The organism is Rhizobium sp. C104 (genome assembly GCF_022354505.1).
In the GTDB taxonomy this organism is placed as follows: Bacteria; Pseudomonadota; Alphaproteobacteria; order Rhizobiales; family Rhizobiaceae; genus Rhizobium; species Rhizobium redzepovicii.
Window position 1 is genome coordinate 2546902 of the sequence record NZ_CP092348.1, and the last position, 24259, is coordinate 2571160.

27 protein-coding genes and 3 pseudogenes are annotated in these 24259 nt (G+C 62.6%); 7 read left to right on the top strand and 23 right to left on the bottom strand.

Features of this window, described 5'->3' with window-relative positions; all coding sequences use genetic code 11:
- Window positions 1-11 precede the first annotated feature (11 nt).
- From MF410_RS13895 to MF410_RS13930, 9 genes and pseudogenes are all read right to left on the bottom strand, one after another.
- A pseudogene (locus MF410_RS13895) lies at window positions 12-883 on the bottom strand (metal ABC transporter permease).
- On the bottom strand, window positions 880-1629 hold the full coding sequence (locus MF410_RS13900; RefSeq protein ID WP_097624115.1) for a metal ABC transporter ATP-binding protein: 750 nt from the start codon (window positions 1627-1629) through the stop codon (window positions 880-882). Before MF410_RS13900 ends, MF410_RS13895 begins: the two are co-directional and overlap by 4 nt.
- Entirely contained in the window at window positions 1626-1754 is a 129-nt protein-coding gene (locus MF410_RS36630; protein WP_275593015.1) for a hypothetical protein, read from the bottom strand. Before MF410_RS36630 ends, MF410_RS13900 begins: the two co-directional genes overlap by 4 nt.
- Window positions 1755-2154: 400 nt before the next feature.
- Complete coding sequence (locus MF410_RS13905) at window positions 2155-2847, bottom strand: amino acid ABC transporter permease (RefSeq protein ID WP_018245131.1); 693 nt, start codon at window positions 2845-2847, stop codon at window positions 2155-2157.
- A gap of 19 nt (window positions 2848-2866) precedes the next feature.
- Entirely contained in the window at window positions 2867-3574 is a 708-nt protein-coding gene (locus MF410_RS13910) for an amino acid ABC transporter permease (RefSeq protein ID WP_097624114.1), read from the bottom strand.
- A gap of 55 nt (window positions 3575-3629) precedes the next feature.
- Window positions 3630-4454 (bottom strand): amino acid ABC transporter substrate-binding protein, encoded by an 825-nt coding sequence (locus tag MF410_RS13915; RefSeq protein ID WP_097624113.1) that lies wholly within the window; start codon window positions 4452-4454, stop codon window positions 3630-3632.
- Between the two features lie 16 nt (window positions 4455-4470).
- On the bottom strand, window positions 4471-5211 hold the full coding sequence (locus MF410_RS13920) for an amino acid ABC transporter ATP-binding protein (protein WP_097624112.1): 741 nt from the start codon (window positions 5209-5211) through the stop codon (window positions 4471-4473).
- On the bottom strand, window positions 5204-6694 hold the full coding sequence (locus MF410_RS13925) for an NAD(P)/FAD-dependent oxidoreductase (protein WP_097624111.1): 1491 nt from the start codon (window positions 6692-6694) through the stop codon (window positions 5204-5206). Before MF410_RS13925 ends, MF410_RS13920 begins: the two co-directional genes overlap by 8 nt.
- Complete coding sequence (locus MF410_RS13930; RefSeq protein ID WP_097624110.1) at window positions 6691-7689, bottom strand: LysR family transcriptional regulator; 999 nt, start codon at window positions 7687-7689, stop codon at window positions 6691-6693. Before MF410_RS13930 ends, MF410_RS13925 begins: the two co-directional genes overlap by 4 nt.
- A gap of 161 nt (window positions 7690-7850) precedes the next feature.
- Here MF410_RS13930 and MF410_RS13935 point away from each other — a divergent pair, with 161 nt between their 5' ends.
- Together MF410_RS13935 and MF410_RS13940 are read left to right on the top strand one after the other, a co-directional pair.
- Entirely contained in the window at window positions 7851-8333 is a 483-nt protein-coding gene (locus MF410_RS13935; RefSeq protein WP_097624109.1) for a hypothetical protein, read from the top strand.
- Window positions 8330-8905: a peroxidase-related enzyme gene (locus MF410_RS13940; protein ID WP_097624108.1), complete on the top strand. Its 576-nt coding sequence runs from the start codon at window positions 8330-8332 to the stop codon at window positions 8903-8905. The genes MF410_RS13935 and MF410_RS13940 overlap by 4 nt, the downstream gene beginning before the upstream one ends.
- Before the next feature lie 104 nt (window positions 8906-9009).
- Here MF410_RS13940 and MF410_RS13945 read toward each other — a convergent pair whose 3' ends face one another.
- Together MF410_RS13945 and MF410_RS13950 are read right to left on the bottom strand one after the other, a co-directional pair.
- Complete coding sequence (locus tag MF410_RS13945; RefSeq protein WP_003557102.1) at window positions 9010-9495, bottom strand: peroxiredoxin; 486 nt, start codon at window positions 9493-9495, stop codon at window positions 9010-9012.
- A 94-nt stretch (window positions 9496-9589) separates the two neighbouring features.
- Entirely contained in the window at window positions 9590-10441 is an 852-nt protein-coding gene (locus MF410_RS13950; RefSeq protein ID WP_097624107.1) for a protein-disulfide reductase DsbD domain-containing protein, read from the bottom strand.
- 141 nt (window positions 10442-10582) lie between these two features.
- Here MF410_RS13950 and MF410_RS13955 point away from each other — a divergent pair, with 141 nt between their 5' ends.
- From MF410_RS13955 to MF410_RS13965, 3 genes are all read left to right on the top strand, one after another.
- Window positions 10583-11188 carry a YqgE/AlgH family protein gene (locus tag MF410_RS13955; protein WP_017959273.1) on the top strand — a complete coding sequence of 202 codons (606 nt, stop codon included), beginning with the start codon at window positions 10583-10585 and terminating at the stop codon, window positions 11186-11188.
- A gap of 99 nt (window positions 11189-11287) precedes the next feature.
- Entirely contained in the window at window positions 11288-11479 is a 192-nt protein-coding gene (locus MF410_RS13960) for a CsbD family protein (RefSeq protein ID WP_003546001.1), read from the top strand.
- A 148-nt stretch (window positions 11480-11627) separates the two neighbouring features.
- A complete protein-coding gene (locus tag MF410_RS13965) occupies window positions 11628-12698 on the top strand; it encodes a putative zinc-binding metallopeptidase (protein ID WP_097624106.1) in 1071 nt (356 codons plus the stop codon).
- Between the two features lie 292 nt (window positions 12699-12990).
- On the opposite strand, the gene rnhA is transcribed toward MF410_RS13965, so the two are convergent.
- The 5 genes and pseudogenes from rnhA to MF410_RS13990 all read right to left on the bottom strand — a co-directional run bounded on the left by rnhA (window position 12991) and on the right by MF410_RS13990 (window position 16681).
- Complete coding sequence (gene rnhA, locus MF410_RS13970) at window positions 12991-13446, bottom strand: ribonuclease HI (protein WP_003545999.1); 456 nt, start codon at window positions 13444-13446, stop codon at window positions 12991-12993.
- A complete protein-coding gene (locus tag MF410_RS13975; RefSeq protein WP_097624105.1) occupies window positions 13443-14408 on the bottom strand; it encodes a homoserine kinase in 966 nt (321 codons plus the stop codon). The genes rnhA and MF410_RS13975 overlap by 4 nt, the downstream gene beginning before the upstream one ends.
- Window positions 14409-14488: 80 nt before the next feature.
- The gene (gene ispH, locus MF410_RS13980) at window positions 14489-15490 is read right to left on the bottom strand and encodes a 4-hydroxy-3-methylbut-2-enyl diphosphate reductase (protein ID WP_003588093.1); all 1002 of its coding nucleotides are present in this window, start codon (window positions 15488-15490) and stop codon (window positions 14489-14491) included.
- Between the two features lie 63 nt (window positions 15491-15553).
- A pseudogene (locus MF410_RS13985) lies at window positions 15554-16308 on the bottom strand (SURF1 family protein).
- Window positions 16301-16681, bottom strand: coding sequence for a DUF983 domain-containing protein (locus MF410_RS13990; RefSeq protein WP_097624103.1), 381 nt, complete (start codon window positions 16679-16681; stop codon window positions 16301-16303). Before MF410_RS13990 ends, MF410_RS13985 begins: the two are co-directional and overlap by 8 nt.
- Before the next feature lie 132 nt (window positions 16682-16813).
- Here MF410_RS13990 and MF410_RS13995 point away from each other — a divergent pair, with 132 nt between their 5' ends.
- Window positions 16814-17455: a chloramphenicol phosphotransferase gene (locus MF410_RS13995; protein ID WP_097624102.1), complete on the top strand. Its 642-nt coding sequence runs from the start codon at window positions 16814-16816 to the stop codon at window positions 17453-17455.
- Between the two features lie 351 nt (window positions 17456-17806).
- On the opposite strand, the gene MF410_RS14000 is transcribed toward MF410_RS13995, so the two are convergent.
- From MF410_RS14000 to MF410_RS14030, 7 genes and pseudogenes are all read right to left on the bottom strand, one after another.
- Window positions 17807-18685 carry a cytochrome c oxidase subunit 3 gene (locus tag MF410_RS14000; RefSeq protein ID WP_097624101.1) on the bottom strand — a complete coding sequence of 293 codons (879 nt, stop codon included), beginning with the start codon at window positions 18683-18685 and terminating at the stop codon, window positions 17807-17809.
- Window positions 18686-18746: 61 nt separating this feature from the next.
- Window positions 18747-19353, bottom strand: a pseudogene (locus MF410_RS14005) (cytochrome c oxidase assembly protein).
- Window positions 19350-19490: a hypothetical protein gene (locus MF410_RS14010; protein ID WP_097624099.1), complete on the bottom strand. Its 141-nt coding sequence runs from the start codon at window positions 19488-19490 to the stop codon at window positions 19350-19352. Before MF410_RS14010 ends, MF410_RS14005 begins: the two are co-directional and overlap by 4 nt.
- Window positions 19490-20440, bottom strand: coding sequence for a heme o synthase (locus MF410_RS14015; RefSeq protein WP_097624181.1), 951 nt, complete (start codon window positions 20438-20440; stop codon window positions 19490-19492). Before MF410_RS14015 ends, MF410_RS14010 begins: the two co-directional genes overlap by 1 nt.
- 67 nt (window positions 20441-20507) lie before the next feature.
- Window positions 20508-22214 (bottom strand): cytochrome c oxidase subunit I, encoded by a 1707-nt coding sequence (ctaD, locus tag MF410_RS14020; protein WP_097624098.1) that lies wholly within the window; start codon window positions 22212-22214, stop codon window positions 20508-20510.
- A gap of 16 nt (window positions 22215-22230) precedes the next feature.
- Entirely contained in the window at window positions 22231-23115 is an 885-nt protein-coding gene (coxB, locus tag MF410_RS14025) for a cytochrome c oxidase subunit II (protein ID WP_003588103.1), read from the bottom strand.
- A complete protein-coding gene (locus tag MF410_RS14030; protein ID WP_131711370.1) occupies window positions 23115-23420 on the bottom strand; it encodes a hypothetical protein in 306 nt (101 codons plus the stop codon). The genes coxB and MF410_RS14030 overlap by 1 nt, the downstream gene beginning before the upstream one ends.
- 11 nt (window positions 23421-23431) lie before the next feature.
- On the opposite strand from MF410_RS14030, the gene MF410_RS14035 reads away from it, so the two are divergent.
- On the top strand, window positions 23432-24091 hold the full coding sequence (locus MF410_RS14035; RefSeq protein ID WP_179867056.1) for an invasion associated locus B family protein: 660 nt from the start codon (window positions 23432-23434) through the stop codon (window positions 24089-24091).
- Window positions 24092-24259 lie beyond the last annotated feature (168 nt).

Below are 24259 nucleotides of genomic sequence, written 5' to 3' on the forward strand. Positions count from 1 at the left end.
TCTCCTTGGGATCAGCCCTTCAAATGCGGGCGGGAAAGAAGCGCCGGGCCAGGCCGGAGGGCGCGAAAAGAATAGAAAGGCCGTAGAGGATCGCCGCCGTCATGATGATCGTCGGGCCGGAGGCGAGTTCGAGATGGTAGGAGGCGATCAGGCCAAGATAGCCGGATGCGGCGGCACTTGCGGCTGATATCGCCATCATCACCGACAGACTGCGCGACCAGAGCTGGGCGACTGCTGCCGGCAGCATCATCAGGCCGACCGCCATCAGCGTGCCGAGCGCCTGGAAGCTGGCGACGAGGTTCAGCACCACGAGCAGCAGGAAGAGCACGTGATAGACCGGCCCGCGCCCGCCGACGGCGCGCAGGAACCCCGGATCGAAACATTCGGTCACCAGCGGCCGATAGATGAAGGCGAGGATGACGAGGTTCATCGAGGTGATCGCGCCGATCAGATAAAGGGTGGGCGCATCGATTGCCAGGATGGTGCCGAAGAGCACATGCAGGAGATCGATATTCGAGCCGCGCAGCGAGACGATCAGCACGCCGAGCGCCAGCGAGGCGAGATAGAAGCTGGCAAAGCTTGCATCTTCCTGCAGCACGGTCATCCGGCTGACGGCGCCGGAAAGCAGCGCCACCGACAGGCCGGCGATGAGACCGCCGAGGCCCATCGCCGTCAGCGACAGCGAGCCGGCGACGAGGTAACCGATGGCGGCCCCCGGCAGCACGGCATGGCTCATCGCGTCGCCCATCAGGCTCATGCGCCGCAGCATCAGGAAGACGCCGATCGGGCCGGAGCCGAGCCCGAGGCAGAGGCAGGCGACGAGCGCGCGGCGCATGAAACCGTAATCGGCAAAGGGCGCGAGGAAGAGATCGTAGGCCGTCATGCCGCCGGCGCCTCTTCGGGTGCGCAGGCATTCGCATCCTCGTCCCAGCGTTCGGCCATGGCGCGCGCCTTCAGGAGATTGACGGAGGACATGACGTCTGCGGTCGCACCCCAGCCGACAAGTTCGCGGGCAAGCAGCAGGGTTTGCGGGAAATGGGCGCGGACGAGCTCGAAATCGTGCAGCACGGCGATCACCGTGCGGCCCTCGCCGTGCCAGCGGGTGACGATATCGATGAGGTCCCTGGTCGTGCGGGCATCAATCGCTGTAAACGGCTCGTCGAGCAGGATGGTGCCGGCATCCTGCAGCAGCAGGCGGGCAAAGAGCACGCGCTGGAACTGGCCGGCCGACAGCGACCCGACATGGCGGCGGCCGAAGCCTTCGAGGCCGACGGCGGAGAGCGCCTCGCCTGCCCTTTTCATCTCGGCGGGCGCGATGCGGCCGAAGGCGCCCGTCTTCTTCCAGGCGCCGAGCATGACGGTATCGATGACCGAGATCGGAAAGCGGCGGTCGATCTCGGCCGCCTGCGGGAGATAACCGAATTCCGCCCGCCCCAGCCGGTGCTCGACCCTGCCTTCGGCGGGGCGAAGCTCGCCCATGATCGCCTTCAGCAGCGTCGACTTGCCCGCCCCGTTCGGCCCGGCGATCGCCGTCAGACTACCCGAGGCGAAGGCGCCGGTGACATAATGGATGGCGGGATGCCTGTTATAGGCGACGGTCAAATTCTCCAGACGGATCAGCGGCGTCATGGCAACAGAACCGCCCAGTGGATCACCAGCCAGAGCACGGCAATGACCAGCGCCATGCCGGTCACCCTAGATAAAGCCGACTTTCCCAGCAGGCTGACGGAGGGGCGGTCGGGGCTCGGGGGCATGGCGCATCCTATAATGTAATAACATTACAGTTATGTTATAACGATTGCGGCGAGAATGAGGCGAGGAGCACGCGGTTATTCACACAATTGAAAAGGGCGATAAACGGTCGCCCTTTATCTGTCAGGATGCTCGTAGTTGCAGCGCTCCGCTGTCCTTGCTTCAGAAGCCACCCCACCCCGAGGATCCACTCTTGCCTCCATCAGCACCGGGCATGGATCCCAGGCTCAGGGCCTGGGGTGACGGAGGTTTGGGATGCGTTTCTGCCAAACTCCCCGCCGGCGCAGCGGATGGCGCATCGAGCCCGAAGCGAAAGTTCGCTGTCGCGGATGGCCGCTACATGCCGAAACGGCTGTGGAAATCCTGACCCCTGCAGCGCGCTCGAGAAAGGGCGAACCGCCCCTATGCCCATACCCTAAGAGCCCGTTCCATCCGGTCGGCGGCATAGGTGACGAGATAGGCGATCACCATGTAGATGACCACAGCGATCAGGAAGGCTTCGAGGTAGTAGAAGTTCAGCGCCGCGGTCAGCTGCGACTGCGCGAAGATGTCGACGACCTCGATTGCAAATCCCAGCGACAGTGCCTTCATGATCACCATGATAGAGTTGGCAAGATCCGGGATGGCCGCGACGATGACCTGCGGCAGCATCACCCGGCGGAACACCTGGCTGCGTTTATAGCCCAGGGAGTAGGCCGCATCGGCCTGACCGTTGTCGAAAGAATTCAGTGCGCCCTTCACGACTTCCGCCTGGAAGGCTGCGACGCAGGCGGTCAGGGCGACGATGAGCGTGATCCAGTTCGGCGTCGAGTGGCCGTTATAGTCGATGCCGACGAGCGAGGTCAGGAACTGCAGCGTCGGCGGCAAGCCGTAATAGGCGAGGAAGATCACAATCACCATCGGAACGCCCTTGAAGACGACCTTGTAGGCGACGACCAGTTCCCGAAGCAGCGGGACCCGCCGGTATTCCACCATCGCAAAAAGGCTGCCGACGATCGTAGAAAAGACGAAGATGCCAAGCGCCATGGCGAGCGTCACCGGGACCGCGCCGAGGATGTCCCAGAGATCGGGCAGAAGGACTTCGGAATCGAACATGTGATGACCTCCTATTCGATCAGACGCTTGCCATCATGGTGGCCTTGGCCGGTGCGGTATTGGGCGCAAACTTTGCGTTTCGCGTTTCGAAAAAGCGCACGACCATCCATGCCACGAGGCATAGCAGCGAATAGATCACCGCCAGCACAAGGTAGGTCTCGAACTGGTACTGATTGTAGTCGCGCTCCATGACGAGATGGGCGGTCGCCATGACATCCGCGGCGCCGATGTACATCACGAGTGCGACGTTGTGGATGAGGTAGATGATCGAATTGCCGTAGCCTGGCAGGGCGATGTGCACCGCCTGGGGTCCGACGACACGAAGGATCTTCTGAAGGAAAGTGTATCCGAGACTGTCGGCGGCGTCATGCTGACCGCGTTCTACGGCGAGGTAGGCTGGCCGCAGAACCTCGGAAAGATAGCCTCCATGGTAGAGGCTGAGGCCGACGATCGCCGCGACATTCGGGGACACGAAGTCCTCGACCTCGAACAGAGCGACGATCAGCGGCAGTCCGTAGAAGGCGACGAACAGTTGCAGCACGACGGGGACGCTCCGGGCATAGGACACGTAGAGGTCAGCCAGCTGGCTGAGAACCGGTATCCTGCGCACCCGGAACGTCGTCGCAATCAGCGCCAGCAGGAAGCCGGCGATCATGGCCGTGAACGTGATCGCAAGCGTCAGCGGCAATGCCTTGAGCAGCTCGGGGATCATGATGGAAAGGTCCACTTTGGAACACTCCTTGTTTCAAATTCAGCCTTGATCGTCGGCCCTGCCTTGGGCGTTACTTCATGTAGGTGATGATGTCCTCGCCGAACCATTTCTGCGAGAGCTTGGCGAGCGTGCCGTCGGCCTTGAGCTCCTTCAGAGCCTTGTCGATGTCTGCAGAGAGCGCCTTGTTCTCCTCGGAGCGATGGATCAGCACGAAGGTGTTGTTGATCGCGACCGGCTCGCTTGCCTTGACGTTGAGCTTCTGCTGGTCGATGACCGTCTGCTCGCCGAGGTTCGACGGCAGAACCAGCGCGTCGTATTTGCCGTTCTCGACCTCTTTCAGGCGATCCGGATAGGGAATGCCGGCGCTGGAGGCGGTGATCTCGATCTTGAAGTCGGGGTTCTTTTCCTGCCAGGCGGTGGCGAATTTGTAGATGCCGCCGCCGGCCGTCACCGGCACGATCTTCTTGCCGACCAGATCCTTCATCTCGTTGATGCCGCTATCCTTGCGGCTGTAGATCTTGATCAGGCTGGCGCCGATCGGGCTCTCGGGAATGAGGAACTGCTTTTCACGAGCGGGCGCCCGGTAGTAGCCGCCGGTCGCGATGTCGTATTTTCCGGTCGCAAGGCCGGTCTCCTGAGCGATGTCGGCTGCACCCTCCATCTCGAATTTGTACTGGGGCAGCTTGGCGTTAATCGCCTTCAGGACGTCGGGTTCGTAACCCTGCGGCTCGACGCCGATGGCACCCCACGAGAGCGGCTTGGATTCGGCAGCCGTGGCGATCTTGATGGTGCGCACGTCCTCGGCATGCGATACGCCCGCTGTTGCGAGGGCCAAGGCAACACCGGCGACAGCGAGGCCGAAGGTGCGGCGGGAAGTCGACTTGATGGAAGACATGTCAGGCATCCTTTCTTTACTGGATGGAGTGTTCGGAATTCAGGAACTGGGCAAGGCGCGGGTTGGTGGGCGTGTCGAAGATCTCGGCGGGGCTGCCTTGAGCGGCGACAACGCCCCGATCCATGAAGACGATGCGGTTCGAGATGTTCTTGGCGAACTGCATCTCGTGGGTGACGAGGAGCGAGGTGATGCCTGACGACGTGACGTCCCTGATCACCTTCAAAACTTCGCCGACGAGTTCGGGGTCGAGCGACGACGTCGGTTCGTCGAAGAGCATGACATCCGGCTTCACGGCCAGCGCCCGCGCAATGCCGGTTCGCTGCAGCTGGCCGCCAGACAGCTGGGACGGGTAGCTGTCGACCTTGTTCGAAAGCCCCACCCGCTCAAGCTCCTGCAAAGCGATCGAACGCGCCTCCTCCTTCGACTTGCGCTGCACGACGACGAGCGGATCCATCACGTTCTGAATGACGGTCATGTTCTTGAAGACGTTGAACTGCTGGAAGACCATCGCTGTCCGCAGCCGGATCGCCTGGACCGCGGTGCTGTCCGGCTTCCGGTAGTCCATCCTGACCTGATCGAAGGCGATCGTGCCGGAGGCGGGCTTCGCCAGATAGTTGATGCACTTCAGCAATGTTGTCTTGCCGGTGCCGCTGGGGCCGATGATCGACACCACGTCGCCGCGGTTCACCGAGAGATCGACACCGTTCAGGACCTGGGTGTTGCCGTAGGACAGCTTTAGATCTTTGAGCTCAAGCATTTCGGGTCGGTGTCCTTTCGGCAGATAGATCGGAAAGCGTCGTGGTCTCGTCGTTGGCCCACTCGTCTCCGAGCAGCTCGGGCGTGTCGAACGCCTGGAGATCGGCGAAATGACGCTCGCGGTCGGCGACGAACAACGCCCTGACGATGCCGCGGGCGAGCCGGTCGGCGCCTTCGCTGATCGCCGGAATATCGCCCGTGAGCTTGCCGTGGCTGAGGGTGGCCGGGAAATTGAAGCAGTGGATGCGGGCCAGCGCCGGGCAGGCCCCCGGCTCAACCTCGAGGAACTCGAACGCGTCGCCGAGGTCCGGCGAGGTTTCAAGCTCGTCGTTTCGCATATCCGCGGGCACGGGAAAGCGGTCGCGCCACAGACGGATATGCGATGCGACGGGGCCAAGTTCCGGCCGGTTCGTCAGGTCGACCTTGAACCCGGTGCCGAAGATCAGAAAATCGACGGGATAGCTGCCGTTCGGCGTCGTCACGACGATATGGTCGCCTTGCTGTTGCAGCCGGTCGATCGGGCTTCCCAGATGGAAATGGGCCTGCGGGAAAGCGCTGACACGCAAGACGCTCGGACGCGGAGGCGGCGTCTGCGAGCGCATGGCATAGTCGAGAAAGCGCCACTTCCAGTCATCCGGCAGACCGGCGAAGCCGTGCACCACGCCCTGGCTGCCGATGCCGGTGAATTTGTTGATCCGTGGCAGGTCGGTCCTGCGCACGAACAGGTCAAGCCGGGCAGCGCCTGCCTCGAGCGCGGTGGCGGCGTTGTCCATCGCCGAGGCGCCGGCGCCGACGACGCCAACCCGCTTGCCGCGCAATGCGGTGAAATCGATTTCGTCGGCGGTGTGAGCCCAGAACTTGCGATCGACGTCATTGGCGATCGGCGGCACGAAGGGGCCGCCCAGGCCGTCCCGGCCCGTCGCCAGCACCACGTGGCGCGCGATTGCCGTTTCGGTCCGGCCATCGTGACGGCAGACGACGTCGAGCAGGCCGTCGGCGCGCGGACGAATGGCATCGACGGCGACCCCATTGCGCACCGGCAGGTCAAGCACGCGTCGATACCAGACCAGATAGTCCATCCATGTCTCACGCGGCGCCCTGTCGAGCGCGACCCAGGCATCGCGGCCGTGCAGCGCCTCGTAATAAGCGCGGAAGGTCAGCGCCGGCAGGCCCATCGCCGGCCCGGTCAGTTGCTTGGGAGAGCGAAGGGTTCGCATCCTGGCGAAGGTGACCCACGGCCCCTCGCTTCCGGCAGGCGCCTTGTCGAGAACGACGTGGTTGGCGACGCCGAGCCGCTTCAGCATGGCGGAGGCCACGAGCCCGGCCATACCAGCACCGATGATCACGACGTCGACCACCCCTTGGCCATCGACGAGGCGGGGCGGAACCCAGGACTTGGCCGGCAGCTCCAGCCAGGCAAGGTCCTGCCGCAGGCGTGCCTCGAGAGCCTCGAGATTGTTCGGAAACGTCGAGAGGTCGCTCATGACGGCACCTCCTCGGTCATCGGGCTACCGCCGTAGACGGTGTCGGCCAATGCTTCGACGCCGCCTGCGTCATGCAGCCGGCACCCGGGCATCGCCAGGGCCACCGCGCGCGCCGTATCGATGACGGCGGCGACCGTCGGGGTCAGCGGCATCGCGGCCGGCGAGATGGCGCCGAACAGGAAGGGGATGGTGTGGTCGAGGGCGCGCATCACGATCCCCTCGAGCGGAACGCCGCAGACGGTTGCCGGCTCGACAATGGCCGCTCCCAGTCCGGCCCGGACCATGGTGAGGGCCGTCAGCGAAGCGTTGACGTCGATCATCCGTTGCGGCGCGACGCCCGCCCGTTCCAGGGCTTCGTCGATGCGGTGCCGCAGGCGGTAGGGATTGGCGAGCGTGATGATGCGGCGCTCGGCGAGATCGGAAAGACGCACCACGTCATTGCTGGCCAGTGGGTCGTTCGCGGCGAGCGCAACGACGCAGGGCGCTTCGGCAATCCAGTGCACGTCGAGACCGGGATGTTCCAGCGGCAGGCTTGATATGCCGAAGTCTGCGGAGCGGGCGAGCACGGCCTGCACGACGTTCTCGGCCGCCAGCGCCTGCACATGGAGATGACGCGGTATCAGGTCCGGCGCGACGGCCGCGATCGCCTGGGGCAGAACGCCGGCCGCAAGTGAAGGCGTGGCCGCGATCGTCAGCGACGGCGGCTCATCGAGACCGATGGCATTCGCCCGTTCGCGGATGTGGGCAAGGCTGGCAAGATGGCGTTCCACCTCGGCATGAAAGAGCAGACCGCGCGCGGTCGGGCTGATGCGCGGGCCGCTTCGATGCAGCAGCGCATAGCCGATATCGGCTTCCAGATCCTGGATCAGCCGCGTGACCGCCGGCTGCGATCGTCCCAGCAGCCTTGCCGCCCCGGTCACGCTGCCGGCGGACATCACCGCTGCGAAGGCTTCAAGTTGCCTTATATCGAAAGAGTTAGAATGCATAGTGGACATCAAACACTCTCCTTCATGTCAGTAAAGCATGACAATTCTCATTTGACGACGGGAAATAGATAAAAAATTCACATCGACTGCTGCTTATCATTCCAATTTGACATAATGAGGCGTCAGGCCTACCTAGGGCTTATGTCCTTTGACGTCTTGAGGAGCTTGTTTTGACACTCATCGAAACTCTTGCCTCCGTGAGCCCGGGTTCAGCCCTCGCGGAAGCCGTGGGGAAACGCGCGGAAATCCTGCGCCTCAGTGAAGCGGCCCACGACGCCGTGCTTCTGCCACGCGATCCCGGCGGACTGTCCCACGGCCTGAGGGCCGCGCTCGCCGCCCGCATGGCGCGCCACAACCGCAGCCCGGCGCTCGCAAGCCACTACGACACGCTCGTTGCCCGCGCCGGCGAAGCGGCGACAGCCTTGCTCGCCGAGCCCGACACGAATGTGACGGACCCGCGCACTGCGGAGATCGTTCGTCATGCCGACCGGCTGACGCTCGCGCCGCGCGATGCCACGCGTGCCCATGTCGAGGCATTGGCTCAGGTCGGCGTCACCGACGCCGACATCGTCCGGCTCGCGGAGCTTGCGGCTTTCGTCAATTACCAGGTGCGGGTTCTCGCCGGCCTGAAGCTGCTGGGAGAGATGCGATGAGCGAGGTCGTCCACACCTTCACCACCACGGTGCCGCGCTGGCAGCCCTATGTCGTTCCGGTCGATTTCGCGACAGCTACCGACGAGCAGCATGCAGCGATGCAGACGACGCCATCGAACAAGGGCATCTCGCCCTATGTGCTGACCCTGGCGCACGACCCCGAGACGCTCGCGGTCCGCTCGCCGCTGTTCAACCTGATCATGTACGGCAAGGACGGACTGGCGGCGAGCGAGCGCGAACTGGGCGCGGTCGCGGCCTCCGTCGTCAACCGCTGCGTCTACTGCGCGGCCGTCCATGCCTCCCGGTTCAACAATCTGACAAAACGCACTGATGTCATCGAGGCCGTATTCGCCGACGGTCTCGAGGCGACGCTCGACGAGCACCTCCAGGCAATCTTCGACTTCTCAGCCCGACTGTCGACCACACCGCCCAAGGCGGTCGCGTCCGACGCGCAGGCGCTGGCAGACGTCGGGCTTGACGAGTTGGAGGCTCTCGATCTCGTCCTCTCGTCTGCCATCTTCGGCTGGGCGAACCGGCTGATGCATACGCTCGGTGAGCCGATGAAGGACTAAAGCGCGTCACAATCGCGCTGCAACTTGGCCGCCCGAGAGCGAGCCGGTCACACAAGCGAAAAGGGCGACCGAATGGCCGCCCTTCATCCATCAGCAACGGAAGCTCAGAGCTGTTCCAGCATCGCGGCAGCACCCGAGACCGTTGCCTGGCCGGGGCTTTCCTCGACGTTGAGGGCTTTCACCACGCCGTCTTCCACCAGCATCGAATAGCGCTTGGAGCGGAGGCCGAGGCCGCCGGCGGAGAGGTCGGCGTCGAGGCCGACGGCCTTGGTGAAGCCGGCATCCCAATCGGCGAGGAAGTGTATCTTGCCCATGCCGCCGGAGGATTGCGCCCAGGCGCCCATCACGTGCCAGTCGTTGACTGATACAACGGCGATGTCGTCGACGCCCTTGCCAAGGATGGTGTCGCGGTTTTCGAGATAACCCGGCAAGTGGTTCAGCGAGCAGGTGGGCGTGAAGGCGCCCGGCACGGCAAAGAGCACGACGCGCTTGCCGGCGAAGAGCTGATCGGTGGTGATTTCGACCGGGCCGTCAGCCGTCTTTTCCTTGAAGGTGGCGGCAGGAAGCTTGTCGCCGATCGCGATGGTCATGGTGTTCTCCTTGGTTCTGGCTTGGGGGTTTCCGGCTTTGGGGTTCTGCTTGGCGGCGGGCGCAGCAGGGGATCGAGGCGACTATAGGAGCCCATCATTGAAAGGCAAGTGTGGTCTCCATCGCCCTTTCGCCGTCGATGACCAGCACGCCCCAGCGCTTGCCGGATATGTCGTAATCCTTTGGCAGCTTGCCGATTGATACATCGACCTTGAAGGTGGCGCCGTCGCGTTTGCCGCCGATCTGCTTGGTGAAGGCATAGCCGCTCGGGCCGGTGACGATGATATCGGGCGCGGCCTTGCCCTCGCCCGGCCCCCTGCCCGGCAAAGCGAGCGTCAGCGACAGCGTCTTCCTATCGGGCGACATCGCATGCGCCGTCACGTCGAAATCCGGCGATGGCGGCTTCGGCAGCCTCGCATCGGCAGCCTGAAGGATCGCCTCCTCCTGCGGGTGCGACTGGATGGCGGGGCCAAGCTTCAGCTGCAAATCCGCCTGGAAGGGAATGCAGATATCCTTGCAGATGCCGATGAAGGCTGAGGCGTCGATCGTAACCGGGCCTTTGCCGGCCGCCGTCAGCGACAGCGGCAGCGTCACCGGCGCGTCATAGGCGATATCCTCGATCGCGCCGTTGAAAAAATGCTTCGGAACGGGATAGGCGATGGTTTCGAGCGTGACGCCACTGCCCGCCGCGATGGTGATCTGGGGCGGAATGCCATTGCCGCCTGGCTCTTTCCAATAGGTGATCCAACCGGGTTTCGGCTCGATCTGAAGAGCGGCGCGGATTTTGCCGGCGGCATCGGGCGCCAGCCCCACGAGGCGCATGCGGCCGCCCTCGTTGTCCGCCCAGGGGCTCATTTCCGCATGGGCGGAATAAGACGGCACAAGGGCTGCGGCCACCGATACAACCGCGATTAAAAGCCTGCGCGGGCCTGAGGAAATAATCATCATGGAACAAAGGTTTACCGAATGTGCTGTTTGGCCGCCAGAAGTCGCGGCGATTTAAATCTTCATTTTCAGTTGATTGATGTGTGACATTGGCCCATGTTTCTTTTGTCGAGGCCTTGGTGCGGTCTAGCAGCAGGAGGAACGATGTCCTTATTGACGCTGAAGAACAGACGGGAACGTGGCTTCTTCGATGGCCAGTTCCTCATCGCCATGCCGGGCATGGAAGACCGCAATTTTGCGCGCACCGTGATTTACATCTGCGCGCATTCGGATGCCGGCGCCATGGGCTTCGTCATCAACCGTCCTCAGAGCCTCACCTTCACCGATGTGCTGCTGCATCTCGACATGATCAAGCAGGAAGATTCGATCGTGCTGCCGAAGCGGGCGCGCGATTTCCCGATCCAGACCGGCGGCCCAGTGGAAAGCGGCCGCGGCTTCGTGCTGCATTCGGACGATTATTCCAGCGACTCCAGCATCCCCGTCAGCGACGACATCTGCCTGACGGCGACGCTCGATATCGTCCGCGCCATCTCCAAGGGCGATGGGCCGACGCGGGCGACGATGCTGCTCGGCTATTCCTCCTGGTCGGCCGGCCAGCTCGAAAGCGAGGTCGTCAACAATGGCTGGCTCACCTGCCCGGCCAATGAGGAACTGATCTTCGACCGCAGCCTCGATGACAAATACGAGCGGGCGCTCGCCGGCATGGGCGTGACCGCTGCGATGCTTTCGGCCGAAGCCGGCCATGCCTGAAAGGCTGGCCTGACGGCAGCGGGAACGAATAGCCAAGAGTGACGTTTCATTTCGGCAAGCATGGACAAAAGGCCCATGCCGACCAAGGAGACATCACTTATGGGTAGCACCAGCGACAAGATTTCCGGCAAGGCAAACGAAATTGCCGGCAAGACCAAGCAGGCCGTCGGCAAGGCGACGGACGATCGCGAGATGCAGGCCAAGGGCGCCGTCCAGGAGGCCAAGGGCAAGGGACAAGTCGCAACCGGCAAGGTCAAGGACAAGCTCAAGGGCGCCGTCGATCGGCTCTGAGCGACAGCACTAAGACGCGCAAAGGACGCTGTGCTTCCAATTTAAGGAATGCGCAGTAGACGCTCATCCTTTGTCACCATGCCTGCTGCGCCCTCGCGCGGCAGGCATTTTTAATCCGTCACCCTCATGATCTGCAGAGATAGATACGATGAAACTTTTTGCCTGCGACAACTGCGATCAGGTCGTCCACTTCGACAACCGGCGATGCGTGCGCTGCAACCATCGCCTCGGCTTCCTGCCCGGCGATCTGGCGATGCATGCGCTGGAGCCGCGCGACGAGACACTCTGGCAGCTCGTTTCCAATCCCGATCGCGACGTCCGCTTCTGCGCCAATGCCGGCCTCGATATCTGCAACTGGGTGGTGGACGGTGACGGCGAGAGTGAATTCTGCGTTGCCTGTCGGCATAACCGGCTGGTTCCGAACACCGATACCCAGGACGGCATCGATCGCTGGCGGCGCATCAGCCAGGCGCAACGTCATCTGTTTTATTCGCTGCTGCGCTGGAAGCTGCCGCATCCCGATCGGGAGCAAGACCCGCAAGGCGGCCTGGTCTTCGATTTTCTCGAGGATTCGATAGAGAGCAACGGTTATATCGTGCCGGCCATGACCGGCCATGAGGAAGGCCTGATCACCATCCGCGCCGCCGAGGCCGACGATGCCACGCGCGAACAGGCGCGCAGTTCGATGAACGAACCCTATCGCACGTTGCTTGGCCATTTCCGCCACGAAGCCGGCCATTTCATCTGGAACAAGCTGGTGCGCGATCGGGGCGGCCTTGCCGATTTCCGCGCCGTCTTCGGCGACGAACGGCAGGACTATGCGACAGCCCTCCAGAACCATTATGCCGGCGGCGCCCCCTTGGGATGGCAGGATAATTTCATCAGCGCCTATGCGGCCTCCCATCCATGGGAGGATTTCGCCGAATGTTTCGCCCATTACCTCCACATCGTCGACACGCTCGAAACCGCCCGCGCCTTCGGCATCGCTATCGATCCGCGCGGCCACGAGGAAATCGCCGGCGAGGTGGATTTCCTCCCCTACCGGGCAAGCAGCGCCGAGCAGTTGGTCAGCGCCTGGGTGCCGCTCAGCCTGGCAATCAACGCCATCCAGCGCAGCATGGGCCAGCCGGACTCCTACCCCTTCGTGCTGTCCTCGCCGGTCGTCGCCAAGCTCGAATATCTGCACCGGCTGATCCAGGGGGCTGCGACGGCGCCGTAGCGGGTGGGGTGAGAGAGGTCAGAGCACTTTGCGGGGTGCACGCCGCGGGTGGCGCTTGCGCCCTCTTCTCCCCAGCGGGGAGAAGGTTGCCCGAAGGGTCGGATGAGGGGGCCACACGGCAACAGTTTTATGATTGCTGTTCGCTCACGCGCAGCGCATTCGCGGCTTCGCCGCTCACCCTCATCTGCCTGCCGGCATCTTCTCCCCGCTCGTGGCAACGTCGCATTCGTCGTTCGCCTGTCAGAAGCTCAAGGGAGCAAGGGGAAATGCAATCCTACCCTTAGGCGGCTTTCTAAAACGAAACCGCCTTGCCCTTCTTGAATGGCTCCATGCCCCGCCGCGCCAGTTCATCGGCGCGTTCGTTTTCCGGGTGGCCGGCGTGGCCCTTGACCCAGTGCAGCGTCACCTTGTGGCGGTCACGGGCCGCCTCCAGCGCCTGCCAGAGCTCGGCATTCTTCACCGGCTTCTTGTCGGCGGTCTTCCAGCCGTTTTTCTTCCAGCCGAAAATCCACTTGGAGATGCCGTCCTTGACGTAGGCGCTGTCGGTATAGAGGTCGACCTCGCAAGGGCTCTTCAAGGCCGATAGCGCCGAGATCGCCGCCAGCAGCTCCATGCGATTGTTGGTCGTATCCGCCTCGCCGCCGCAAAGCTCCTTTTCGACATCGCCATAACGCAGCACCGCGCCCCAGCCGCCGGGGCCGGGATTGCCGGAGCAGGCGCCGTCGGTGAAGATATCGACGTGTTTCATAGGCTCAATCCATATTCGGCGGCCGAGCCGACCTGGCGGTGGAAGCGCAGCTTGCGCAGATATTCGAGCGGGTCCTTCTTGGTGACCATGGCGCCTTCAGGCGTCGTCAGCCAGTCATAGAGCCGTGTCAGGAAGAAGCGCAGCGCCGCGCCGCGCGACAGCACCGGCAGAGCGGCGATCTCTTCGTTGCTCAACGGGCGCACGCTCTGGTAACCCTCGAGCATCGCCGTGCCCTTGGTGATGTTATAAGCGCCGTCCTTTTCGAAACACCAGGCATTCAGGCAGATCGAGACGTCATAGGCGAGCAGGTCGTTGCAGGCGAAATAGAAATCGATCAGGCCGGAGAGCGCGTCGCCAAGGAAGAAGACGTTGTCCGGGAAGAGGTCGGCATGGATGACGCCGGCAGGCAGGCCCTTCGGCCAAGCGGCGGCGAGGAAATCGAGTTCGCCGCGGATCTCGTCCTGCAGGCCGGCCTCGACCTCGTCGGCGCGCGCCTCGGATTTCTCCCAGAGCGTTTGCCAGCCGTCGATCGACAGCGCGTTCGGGCGCTTCAATTCGAAACCATCGCCAGCGACATGCATTTCGGCCAGCGCCCGGCCGACTTCGCGGCAATGTTTGGCCTCCGGTTTCCGCAGCCACATGCCTTCGAGGAAGGAGATCAGCGCCGCCGGGCGGCCGGAGAGCGAGCCGAGCAGCGCGCCGTCGCGGCGCGGCAGCGGCAGCGGGCAGGAAAGGCCGCGGGCCGAGAGATGCTGCATCAGCCCGAGGAAGAAGGGCAGATCGGTCTTTTCGACGCGCTTCTCATAGAGCGTCAGGATCAGCGGGTCCTTGGAGGTATGCAGCAGGAAATTGGAGTTTTCGACGCCTTCGGCGATGCCCTTGTAGGAAAGCAGCGTGCCGGCGTCATACTCCGTCAGGAACCACTTCAGATCGTCTTCGGCGATATCGGTATAGACTGCCAAGTGAGGTCTCGCCTTCATGCATTGCGGTTATTGGGCCGCCGGATCGACCATCCGGCGTCGATGGGGTTTCCGTCTGGGGATCAGCCGTTGACGAAGGCCATGTCGGCCGCCGTCAGCTCGATGCTGCGCAATTCGCGGTTGACCAGGAAATTCTCGGTCTCCTGCACCGTTTCGGCCAGCTCGACACGGGCGTCGAAGCGGGCGCGGAAGGCCTCGATGATCTCGTTGACGATGACCTCAGGGGCGGAGGCGCCGGCGGAAAGGCCGAGCGTCGAAATCGCACCGATTTCGTCCCAGTCGAGTTCGGCGGCGCGCTGTACCAGGATCGATTTCTTCGCCCCTGCCCTCAGCGCCACTTCGACGAGGCGCTTGGAATTGGAGGAATTCGGCGCGCCGACGATGATGAAGAGATCGCAGCCGGGGGCCGCCTGCTTCACTACTTCCTGGCGGTTGGTCGTCGCATAACAGATCGAGTCGGCCGCCGGCGCCGTCAGATTGGGAAAACGCTCCTGCAGGCGGGCGATGACGCCGGCCGTATCGTCGACCGACAGCGTCGTCTGTGTGACGTAACCGAGATTGTCGGCGTCGACAGGAATATAGGCGTCGGCATCCTCGATCGTCTCGATCAGCGACACCGAACCCTCGGGCAGCTGGCCCATCGTGCCGATCACTTCGGGGTGGCCGGCATGGCCGATCAGAACGACATGGCGGCCGAGGCGATTGTGGCGCATCGCCTGCTTGTGGACCTTGGAGACCAGCGGGCAGGTGGCGTCGAGATAGAAGAGATTGCGGCTTACCGCATCCTCCGGCACGGATTTAGGCACGCCATGGGCGGAGAAGACCACCGGCTGGGCGCGATGCTCGGCCGGGATTTCGTCCAGCTCCTCGACGAAGACGGCGCCCTTGGCCTCCAGCCCCTCGACGACATAGCGATTGTGGACGATCTCGTGGCGCACATAGACAGGCGCGCCATAGGATTTCAGCGCCAGCACGACGATCTGGATGGCGCGGTCGACGCCGGCGCAGAAGCCGCGCGGCCCACAGAGCCTGATCGTCAAGGGAGGTTTCGCCGCAATATTCATGTCTGTTCCGGATTGAGAGATTTAGGGACCTCTAGCCCAATATAGGTGGAATTTGAAGCGATACTATTGCGCCGGCTGCTTGCCCGGCTTGCGAAACCAGGAGATCCCCACCACGGCAACAAGCACGGCGGCAAGCCCATACCAGGTGAAGGCATATTGCAGATGGTCGTTCGGCAGATCCACCTGGGTAACGCCGCCGATCGGAAGGCCGGCCGGATTGGGAGTTGAGTCGGCATCGACGAAAAACGGAATGACGCGGGCCTTCTCCAGCCCGACGCTTTCGCCCATGACGTCGAGATCCTTCCAATAGAAGATGTTCTTGGCAATATCGTTGTCGGGCACCACCCAGGAGGGTTTGCCGGGAAGTTTTTCGCGGGCGAGACCGGTGACGGTCTGCTGATCCGTCAGTTGGCCCTGCATGCGCATTTCGGGCTCCTTGTTCTCATAGGGAACGAAGCCGCGATTGACCAGGAGCGCGCGCCCGTCGGCAAGCTCCAGGGGGGTATAGACATAGAAGCCGGTCTGGCCGCGCCAGGTGGCGAAGAAGTGGCGCTCCTTGTTGTTGATATAGCGGCCAGTGGCGGTGACCTTGCGATATTCGATATCGCCACCGCTTGCCGCCATCGCCTCGATATCGGCAAGCGGCACGGGGCGGCCACTTGCCGCGCGGCGATATCGGCGAGCAGGCCCTCTTTCCAATGGAGACGTTCCACCTGCCAGGTGCCGAGCGAAATCAGGATGGCAAGGGCGATCAGCACCAGGATGCCAGTGATGACGGGCAGCCGGCGGCGCGGCATGGCATGCTCTATTTCAGTCACTCAGGCGTCCTTCGCGGGCATTATGGCGGTATTGCATGGCGATCAGGATGCCTTTGAACCAGCGTAGGGTCAGCAGCGACAGGATAATGGTCAGCGGACCGAAGAGCAGAATATGCACCCAGATCGGCGGCCCGTAATTCGCCTGCAGCCACAGCACCATGCCGATGACGATGAAGCCGACGATGAGGATGACGAAGACGGCCGGCCCGTCGCCGGCATCGGCGAAGGAATAATCGAGGCCGCAGGAGGCGCAGCGCGGCTTGACCCCGAGCAGACCGTCGAACAGCTTGCCCTGACCACAGCGCGGGCAGCAGCCCTTGATGCCTGTCTTGACCGGATCGACGGGGGGATAATGGGCGCTGTCTTCGCTCATGTCATTCCTTCTGGCCATTCCTTCTCTGCAGTCCATCCTGCCTTAACTCTCCCATAAAGTATTCGCATCCCGAATGGAAATGCCTGCGCGCTTTCGCCTCAGTGATTCGCGCCAAACAGAAGAAGAAGACGGATGACCAATGACAACCATGCCGGCCAGATCATTATCTTGAACGGTGCGCCCAGAAGCGGCAAATCCAGCATTGCGCGCGCAATCCAGGACGAATTCGAGGGGCCGTGGATCAACCTCGGCGTCGACAGCTACAATGCCATGACGCCGAAGCGCTATCTGCCCGGCATCGGCTTAAGGCCGGGCGGCGAGCGGCCGGAGCTCGAAGAACTGGTGCCGTTCCTCTATGCGGCTCTTTATGAATCGATCGCCATGCATGCCGGATTTGGCCTCAATGTGGTGGCCGATCTCGGCCATCATGACAGCTACTCGCAGCCGCTCGGCATTCTCGCCGACTGTGCCAGGCGCCTGGACGGCTTTTCCGTGCTGTTCGTCGGCGTGCGCTGTCCGATCGAAACGATCATGCAGCGCCGGGAATTCAAGCAGGAAGGCCGCGAGACACTGTATGTAAGAGCCACCGAGGAGGTGCCGATCCCCGAGCCGGTGCAGCGCTGGCAGGACGAGGTGCACCGGCCGGGCATTTATGACATGGAGGTCGATACTTCGGTGCTGACGGCACTTGAATGCGCCGAAGCGATCCGCCAGCGCCTCGATCTCGGCATTCCCGAGCCTTCGGCGTTCGAACGGATCGCCGGCGGGCGCTGAGAAAGGGCGAGGCCCAAATGGGCAAAGGCATGCCGCGGCTTATCGACTCCCCCTTCCACCCAGCGGGGAGAAGGTGCCCGTAGGGCGGATGGGGGCCACAGAAACAGGTCTTTCCAAACGTTGCGGAGGTTCGACCGCGCCAGAATTGTCTCGCCCGTGTCGCTTACTGGGATAGGCGGTTACGGGCGTGGCGCCGTGTAGCCCCCTCATCCGCCTGCCGGCACCTTCTCCCCGCTGGGGAAAGAGATTTGCGGCAACCGCTCCGTTCCCTACTGACGAGAACCGATCATGGGGGAACACACAAAAAAGGGCGGACACGAGGCCCGCCCTTTGTTTGGATAATCGCTGCCGTCAGCCGGCTGCGACGGGCGCGCCCCAGCCGCCCCAGACGTAGATGCAGAAGAACAGGAACAGCCAGACGACGTCGACGAAGTGCCAGTACCAGGCGGCGGCCTCGAAGCCGAAATGCTGTTTCGGGGTGAAATCGCCGCGCAACGACCGGATCAGGCAGACCAGCAAAAAGATGGTGCCGATGAGGACGTGGAAGCCGTGGAAGCCGGTCGCCATGAAGAAGGTCGCGCCGTAGATCGAATTCTTGAAGGCGAAAGGTGCGTGGGCATATTCATAGGCCTGGACGCTTGAGAAGAAAATGCCAAGCAGCACCGTCAGCGTCAGGCCCTGGATCAGGCCCTTGCGGTCGTTGTGCAGCAGCGCATGGTGCGCCCAGGTGACGGTCGTGCCCGACAGCAGCAAGATGACGGTGTTGTAGATCGGCAGGTGCCAGGGATCGAGAACCTCGATGCCCTTCGGCGGCCAGGTGCCGCCAGTGTAGAGCAGACGCGAGGCCTGGATTGCCTCGTTCGGATAGAGGCTGGCGTCGAAATAGGCCCAAAACCAGGCGACGAAGAACATCACTTCCGAAGCGATGAACATGATCATGCCGTAGCGCAGGTGCAGCGAGACGACGCGGGTGTGGGCGCCCTCATGGGCTTCCTTCACCGTATCGGCCCACCAGCCATACATGACGTAGAGCACCAGCGCGAAGCCGATGTAGAAGAGCCAGGGGTTGGCGAGTTCGGCGCCGGCGAGCTTGAAAGAGCCGCCGCTCAGGTAGCGCATGTAGCAGACTCCGCCGATCGCCATGATGAAGGCGCCGAGCGAGGCGAGAATCGGCCATGGGCTCGGATCGATGATGTGATAGTCGTGATTCTTCTGATGAGCATCGGCCATGTAGCTATCCCCGGATGTCTTCCTTCACTCCGCTCCCGGCATAGCCGGAAACGAGCCTTGATCAAAGTTTCTTTTCACTTTTTACCGCTCCACCCTCATTCGAAGCCACAGGCTTCGGACCCTCTTTCGGGTAGAACGTATATGACAGCGTGACCGTGTGGATGTCCTTGGACTCCACGGCCTTGACGATTTCCGGGTCGATGTAGAACACCACCGGCATGTCGAGCTTTCTCGCCCGGCTTCAGGTCCGTTTCCGTAAAGCAGAAACATTGCACCTTGTTGAAATAGACGCCGGCTTCGCCCGGCGTGACGTTGAAAACCGCCTGGCCGCGCTGGGTCTCGTTCGAGCGATTCTCGGCGGTGAAATTGACCTGGATCGTTTCGCCGATCTTCGGATTGACCTCGCGCTCGACCGGCTTGAAGTCCCATTGCAGGCCGGGCGCGACATTGGCGTCGAAGGTGACGCGCATCGTGCGGTCGAGCACGACGCTCGACACCTGGTCGACGCGCTGCGTCGTGCCGTTATAGCCGGTGACCTGGCAGAAGATGCGATAGAGCGGCACGGCGGCGTAGCTCATCGCGCCCATGCCGAAGACGAAGCTCAGGCACATCATGACGACGGCGCCGTTGTTGCGGCCCTGCTTCTTCGGTGCACCGTTTTCGCTCATCCGGCCATTCCTCCGCCGATCTTCACGATGGTGATCGCGTAGAAGAGGACGACGAGGCCGGCAAGCACCAGCCCAAGGGCGATGTTGCGGTTGCGGCGCGACTTCATCTGCTTTTCGGTGAGCTTGACCGTTTCCATCAGAACCAACCTCCCGCATGCGAGAACAGTACCGACGCCAGCCGGTCGATCATCAGGGCGGAGAACACGGCGAAGAGGTAGAAGATCGAGAAGCCGAAGAGCTTCTTCGCCGGGATCATCTTCAGATCGCCGTCGGGCATACGCCAGACGGCGATGGAACAGTATATGAAGATCGCGCCGAGGGCGGCGGCGACGAGGCCATAACCGAGGCTCGCGAAACCGAGGAAGGACGGCAATACCCCACAGACGGCGGTCAGCACCGCATAGGCGACGATCTGATGCTTGGTCACCCGCTCGCCGGCGACGTTCGGCAGCATCGGCACGCCGACGGCCTCGTAATCGCGCATCTTGAACAGAGCCAGAGCCCAGAAATGCGCCGGCGTCCACAGGAAGATGATCATGAAGAGAACGGTGCTCTCGACCGTCACGCTGTTGGTGACGCAGGCCCAGCCGATCATCGGCGGGAAGGCGCCGGCAGCACCGCCGATGACGATGTTCTGCGGCGTCGAGCGCTTCAGCCACATGGTGTAGACGACGGCGTAGAAGAAGATGGTGAAGGCAAGGATGCCGGCCGAGAGCCAGTTGACGGCAAGGCCGAGGATGACGACCGAGAAGCCGGAAAGCACCAGGCCGAAGGCGAGCGCCTCCGAGGGGGCGATGCGGCCGGCCGGGATCGGACGCTTGGCGGTGCGGCTCATGATGGCGTCGATATCGGCGTCATACCACATATTAAGCGCGCCGGAGGCGCCGGCGCCGACGGCGATACAGAGAATGGCGATCAGGCCGAGGACGGGATGGATGTGGCCCGGCGCCAGCACCAGGCCGGCAAAGGCGGTGAAGACCACGAGCGACATCACCCGCGGCTTCAGCAATTCGAAATAATCGCGCGCACTCGCTTCCGACAATTCGCCGTCCTTTGCAAGCACCCCGTGATTGTCGATAACCGTCATCATTCCGTCCTGAATGTCTTACCATCAGGACGCCGTATCGAACGCGGCGTCCTGATGTCCGCGCAATTTACTTGATGCGCGGAAGCTGTTCCCACTGGTGATAGGGCGGCGGCGAAGGCAGCTGCCATTCGAGCGTCGTTGCACCCTCACCCCACGGATTGTCGCCGGCGACGCGCTTCTTGGCGAAGGCTTCGAAGACGCCATAGAGGAAGATCAGCACACCGAAGGCCGAGATGTAGGAGCCGATCGAGGAAACATAGTTCCAGCCGGCAAAGGCATCCGGATAATCGATGTAGCGGCGCGGCATGCCGGCGAGGCCGAGGAAGTGCTGCGGGAAGAACACCAGGTTGACGCCGATGAACATGATCCAGAAATGCAGCTTGCCGACCAGCTCGTTGTACATGTAGCCGGTCATCTTCGGGAACCAGTAGTACCAGCCGGCGAAGATCGCGAAGACGGCGCCGAGCGACAGAACGTAGTGGAAGTGGGCCACGACGTAATAGGTGTCATGCAGCGAGCGGTCGAGACCGGCATTGGCAAGCTGGACGCCGGTGACGCCGCCGACCGTGAACAGGAAGATGAAGCCGATCGCCCAGAGCATCGGCGTGCGGAACGAGATCGAGCCGCCCCACATCGTCGCGATCCAGGAGAAGATCTTCACGCCCGTCGGAACTGCGATGACCATCGTCGCGAAGACGAAGTAGCGCTGCGCGTCGAGCGACAGGCCGACCGTGTACATGTGGTGGGCCCAGACGACGAAGCCGACGGCGCCGATCGCGACCATGGCGTAGGCCATGCCGAGATAACCGAAGATCGGCTTCCTCGAGAAGGTCGAGATGATGTGGCTGACCATGCCGAAGCCCGGCAGGATGAGGATGTAGACCTCAGGGTGACCGAAGAACCAGAACAGGTGCTGGTAGAGGATCGGGTCGCCGCCACCTTCCGGAGAGAAGAAGGAGGTGCCGAAGTTGCGGTCGGTGAGCAGCATGGTGATGCCGCCTGCCAGAACCGGCAGCGACAGCAAGAGCAGGAAGGCGGTGATCAGCACGGACCAGGCAAACAGCGGCATCTTGTGCAGCGTCATGCCGGGAGCGCGCATGTTGAGGATCGTGGTGATGAAGTTGATCGCACCAAGGATCGACGAGGCGCCGGCAATGTGGAGCGCGAAGATCGCAAGATCGACCGCCGGTCCCGGCGTGCCGCTGGTCGCCAGCGGCGGATACATCGTCCAGCCGCCGCCCGTGCCGTAGGCGCCTGCCGGGCCTTCGACGAACATCGACAGCAGCAGCAGCGCGAAGGCCGGAACGATCAGCCAGAAGGAGATGTTGTTCAGGCGCGGGAAGGCCATGTCGGGGGCGCCGATCATGATCGGCACCATCCAGTTGGCGAACCCCCCGATCATCGCCGGCATGACCATGAAGAAGATCATGATCAGCGCATGCGCTGTGGTGAACATGTTGAACATCTGCTTGGCGCCGTCGATCGCGGCATCGCCCTCATAGCCGTAGACCATCGAGGCCAGGCCGTGGAAGATCTGGATACCAGGCTCCTGCAGCTCCATGCGCATCGCCACCGACAGCGCGCCGCCGATGATGCCGGCGATGATCGCGAAGATCAGGTAGAGCGTGCCGATGTCCTTGTGGTTGGTCGAGAACAGCCAGCGATTGGCAAAGCTCGGCTTGTGCCCGTGATCGTGATGATCCTGGTCATCATGAGCGTGGTCGTGATGGGCGTGATCATGAGAATGATCGTCGTGAGCGGAAGGTCCAGCCATTGTCCCGATCCCTTAATTACTGTGCTTCGGCGACGTCGAGGGTCTTTGCGGGACCATCGGTTGCGGCCATGAGTGTCTTGTAGGCGCCGGGCAGGTCGCTGGCGGCTGTGGTCAGCCACTGCTTGTACTTGTCCTCGGAGACGACGCGGATGGCGATCGGCATGAACGCATGGTCCTTGCCGCAGAGCTCGGAACACTGGCCATAGAACAGGCCTTCGCGCTCGGCCCGGAACCAGGTCTCGTTCAGGCGGCCCGGCACGGCGTCGATCTTGACGCCGAAGGACGGCATGGCGAAAGCGTGGATGACGTCGGTCGGGGCCGAGGTCACGAGAACGCGCACCGTCTTGTTGACAGGCAGGACCAGCTCATTGTCGACGGCCAGAAGTCTCGGATAAACCGACTTGTCTTCCTTGCCGGCGGCAGCACGGTCCTGATCCTTCAAGAGGTAGCTGTCGAAAGCCAGCGGGCTGTCGCCCGAACCTTCATATTCGTAATTCCACTGCCACTGGGTGGCGGTCGCCTTGATCGTCACGTCGGGGTTTTCAGGCAGCGTCAGCTGCGCCGTCAGCAGGTTGAACGAGGGAATGGCGAGAAGAAGCAGCACCAGGACCGGCCCCACGGTCCAGGCAATCTCGATCAGCGTGTTGTGGCTCGTCTTCGAAGGAACCGGGTTGGCGCTGGCGCGGAACTTGACGCAGACGACAATGAGCAGCACCAGCACGAAGAGCGTGATCGGAACGATAAACCAGAGGGTATATTGTTCGAACCAATGGATTTCCCGCATGATCGGCGTCGCCGCCGGCTGCAGCGTTGCCTGCCACGGCAGCGGCTGGTCGGCATATGTGCCGGAAGCAAAAAGCAGACAGACCAGCGTGGTCAGGGCTGCATAAGCCTTCTTCATCACCTTATAATCTCCCTCGAGCGCTTGACCTGCAGAATAGAACGCAGAATCCTTGCCATCTTCAGCGCTTCAAACCACAGTTTGGCATTTGCCGCAACAGGCCAGAGCAATTGTCTATGCGGCATTTTTGCTGAAAGCATAGGCAGGCCGGAAGGGCAAAACATCCCAAGTTTTTCATCAGCATATGAAAAATCGGCTTTCCGGCCAATCCGCGCGCCGCACATTCTTGCCGAAAGGTCCAATTTCCGCCGCAGTCCCCCGGTTTTCACGGGGTGGGGCTTTTCATTTTTGGTGGGCAGCTTCAACAATAGCCGCAATGATTCGATATCCAGAGGTTTCCATGGGTTTCCGTTCCCTCGCGCAGTCGCTTCTCGTGACTGCCAGCATCGCGGCCGCGGCGACGACGCCCGTTTTCGCACAGCAGCAACCGACGCCGGCGCCGGCCAAGCCGCCGGCTGCGGCCCCTGCTCCTGCTGCAACGCCGCAGCAGCCGAGCGCGTCCAATCCGAATATCCAGGTGACACCCGGCCAGACCCAGCCGCAGGCGCCGGGCACGGTGAAATCCAATCACGGCGCATGGTCGGTCGTCTGCGACAAGCCGGCAGGGGCTGCGACCGAACAATGCGCGCTGATGCAGAACGTCATCGCCGAGGATCGGCCGGAGGTCGGGCTTTCCGTCGTCGTTTTGAAGACGGCCGACCGCAAGTCGAAGATTCTCCGCGTGCTGGCGCCGCTCGGCGTGCTGCTGCCGAACGGCCTCGGGCTTAATGTCGACGGCAAGGATATCGGCCGCGCCTATTTCGTGCGCTGCTTCGCCGACGGCTGTTATGCCGAGGTCGTGCTGGAAGACGAGCTGCTGAAGACCTTCCGCAGCGGCGCCCAGGCAACTTTCATCGTCTTCCAGACCCCCGAAGAAGGCATCGGCATCCCCGTCGACCTCAAGGGCTTCGCCGAGGGTTTCGACGCGCTGCCTTGAGATCAGGTGATGTGTGCCGCGGCCTTTCGGCTCCCTCTTCTCCCCTCGGGGAGAAGGTGCCCGTAGGGCGGATGAGGGGGCCGCAAAGCCGGAGCGTCCAACAAGAAGAACGTCCATCCAGCTTCGGCCGCACTGGCATGGTCTTGACTGTCTTCAAGTCGCTTGCCG

Excerpts from the sequence above, each read along its gene's own strand:
- MF410_RS13900 (WP_097624115.1), bottom strand. The coding sequence starts at position 1,629 with ATGACGCCGCTGATCCGTCTGGAGAATTTGACCGTCGCCTATAACAGG.
- MF410_RS36630 (WP_275593015.1), bottom strand. The coding sequence starts at position 1,754 with ATGCCCCCGAGCCCCGACCGCCCCTCCGTCAGCCTGCTGGGAAAGTCG.
- MF410_RS13905 (WP_018245131.1), bottom strand. The coding sequence starts at position 2,847 with ATGTTCGATTCCGAAGTCCTTCTGCCCGATCTCTGGGACATCCTCGGC.
- MF410_RS13915 (WP_097624113.1), bottom strand. The coding sequence starts at position 4,454 with ATGTCTTCCATCAAGTCGACTTCCCGCCGCACCTTCGGCCTCGCTGTC.
- MF410_RS13920 (WP_097624112.1), bottom strand. The coding sequence starts at position 5,211 with ATGCTTGAGCTCAAAGATCTAAAGCTGTCCTACGGCAACACCCAGGTC.
- MF410_RS13925 (WP_097624111.1), bottom strand. The coding sequence starts at position 6,694 with ATGAGCGACCTCTCGACGTTTCCGAACAATCTCGAGGCTCTCGAGGCA.
- MF410_RS13930 (WP_097624110.1), bottom strand. The coding sequence starts at position 7,689 with ATGTCCACTATGCATTCTAACTCTTTCGATATAAGGCAACTTGAAGCC.
- MF410_RS13940 (WP_097624108.1), top strand. The coding sequence starts at position 8,330 with ATGAGCGAGGTCGTCCACACCTTCACCACCACGGTGCCGCGCTGGCAG.
- MF410_RS13945 (WP_003557102.1), bottom strand. The coding sequence starts at position 9,495 with ATGACCATCGCGATCGGCGACAAGCTTCCTGCCGCCACCTTCAAGGAA.
- MF410_RS13950 (WP_097624107.1), bottom strand. The coding sequence starts at position 10,441 with ATGATGATTATTTCCTCAGGCCCGCGCAGGCTTTTAATCGCGGTTGTA.
- MF410_RS13955 (WP_017959273.1), top strand. The coding sequence starts at position 10,583 with ATGTCCTTATTGACGCTGAAGAACAGACGGGAACGTGGCTTCTTCGAT.
- MF410_RS13960 (WP_003546001.1), top strand. The coding sequence starts at position 11,288 with ATGGGTAGCACCAGCGACAAGATTTCCGGCAAGGCAAACGAAATTGCC.
- MF410_RS13965 (WP_097624106.1), top strand. The coding sequence starts at position 11,628 with ATGAAACTTTTTGCCTGCGACAACTGCGATCAGGTCGTCCACTTCGAC.
- rnhA (WP_003545999.1), bottom strand. The coding sequence starts at position 13,446 with ATGAAACACGTCGATATCTTCACCGACGGCGCCTGCTCCGGCAATCCC.
- ispH (WP_003588093.1), bottom strand. The coding sequence starts at position 15,490 with ATGAATATTGCGGCGAAACCTCCCTTGACGATCAGGCTCTGTGGGCCG.
- MF410_RS13990 (WP_097624103.1), bottom strand. The coding sequence starts at position 16,681 with ATGAGCGAAGACAGCGCCCATTATCCCCCCGTCGATCCGGTCAAGACA.
- MF410_RS13995 (WP_097624102.1), top strand. The coding sequence starts at position 16,814 with ATGACCAATGACAACCATGCCGGCCAGATCATTATCTTGAACGGTGCG.
- MF410_RS14000 (WP_097624101.1), bottom strand. The coding sequence starts at position 18,685 with ATGGCCGATGCTCATCAGAAGAATCACGACTATCACATCATCGATCCG.
- MF410_RS14010 (WP_097624099.1), bottom strand. The coding sequence starts at position 19,490 with ATGGAAACGGTCAAGCTCACCGAAAAGCAGATGAAGTCGCGCCGCAAC.
- MF410_RS14015 (WP_097624181.1), bottom strand. The coding sequence starts at position 20,440 with ATGACGGTTATCGACAATCACGGGGTGCTTGCAAAGGACGGCGAATTG.
- ctaD (WP_097624098.1), bottom strand. The coding sequence starts at position 22,214 with ATGGCTGGACCTTCCGCTCACGACGATCATTCTCATGATCACGCCCAT.
- coxB (WP_003588103.1), bottom strand. The coding sequence starts at position 23,115 with ATGAAGAAGGCTTATGCAGCCCTGACCACGCTGGTCTGTCTGCTTTTT.
- MF410_RS14035 (WP_179867056.1), top strand. The coding sequence starts at position 23,432 with ATGATTCGATATCCAGAGGTTTCCATGGGTTTCCGTTCCCTCGCGCAG.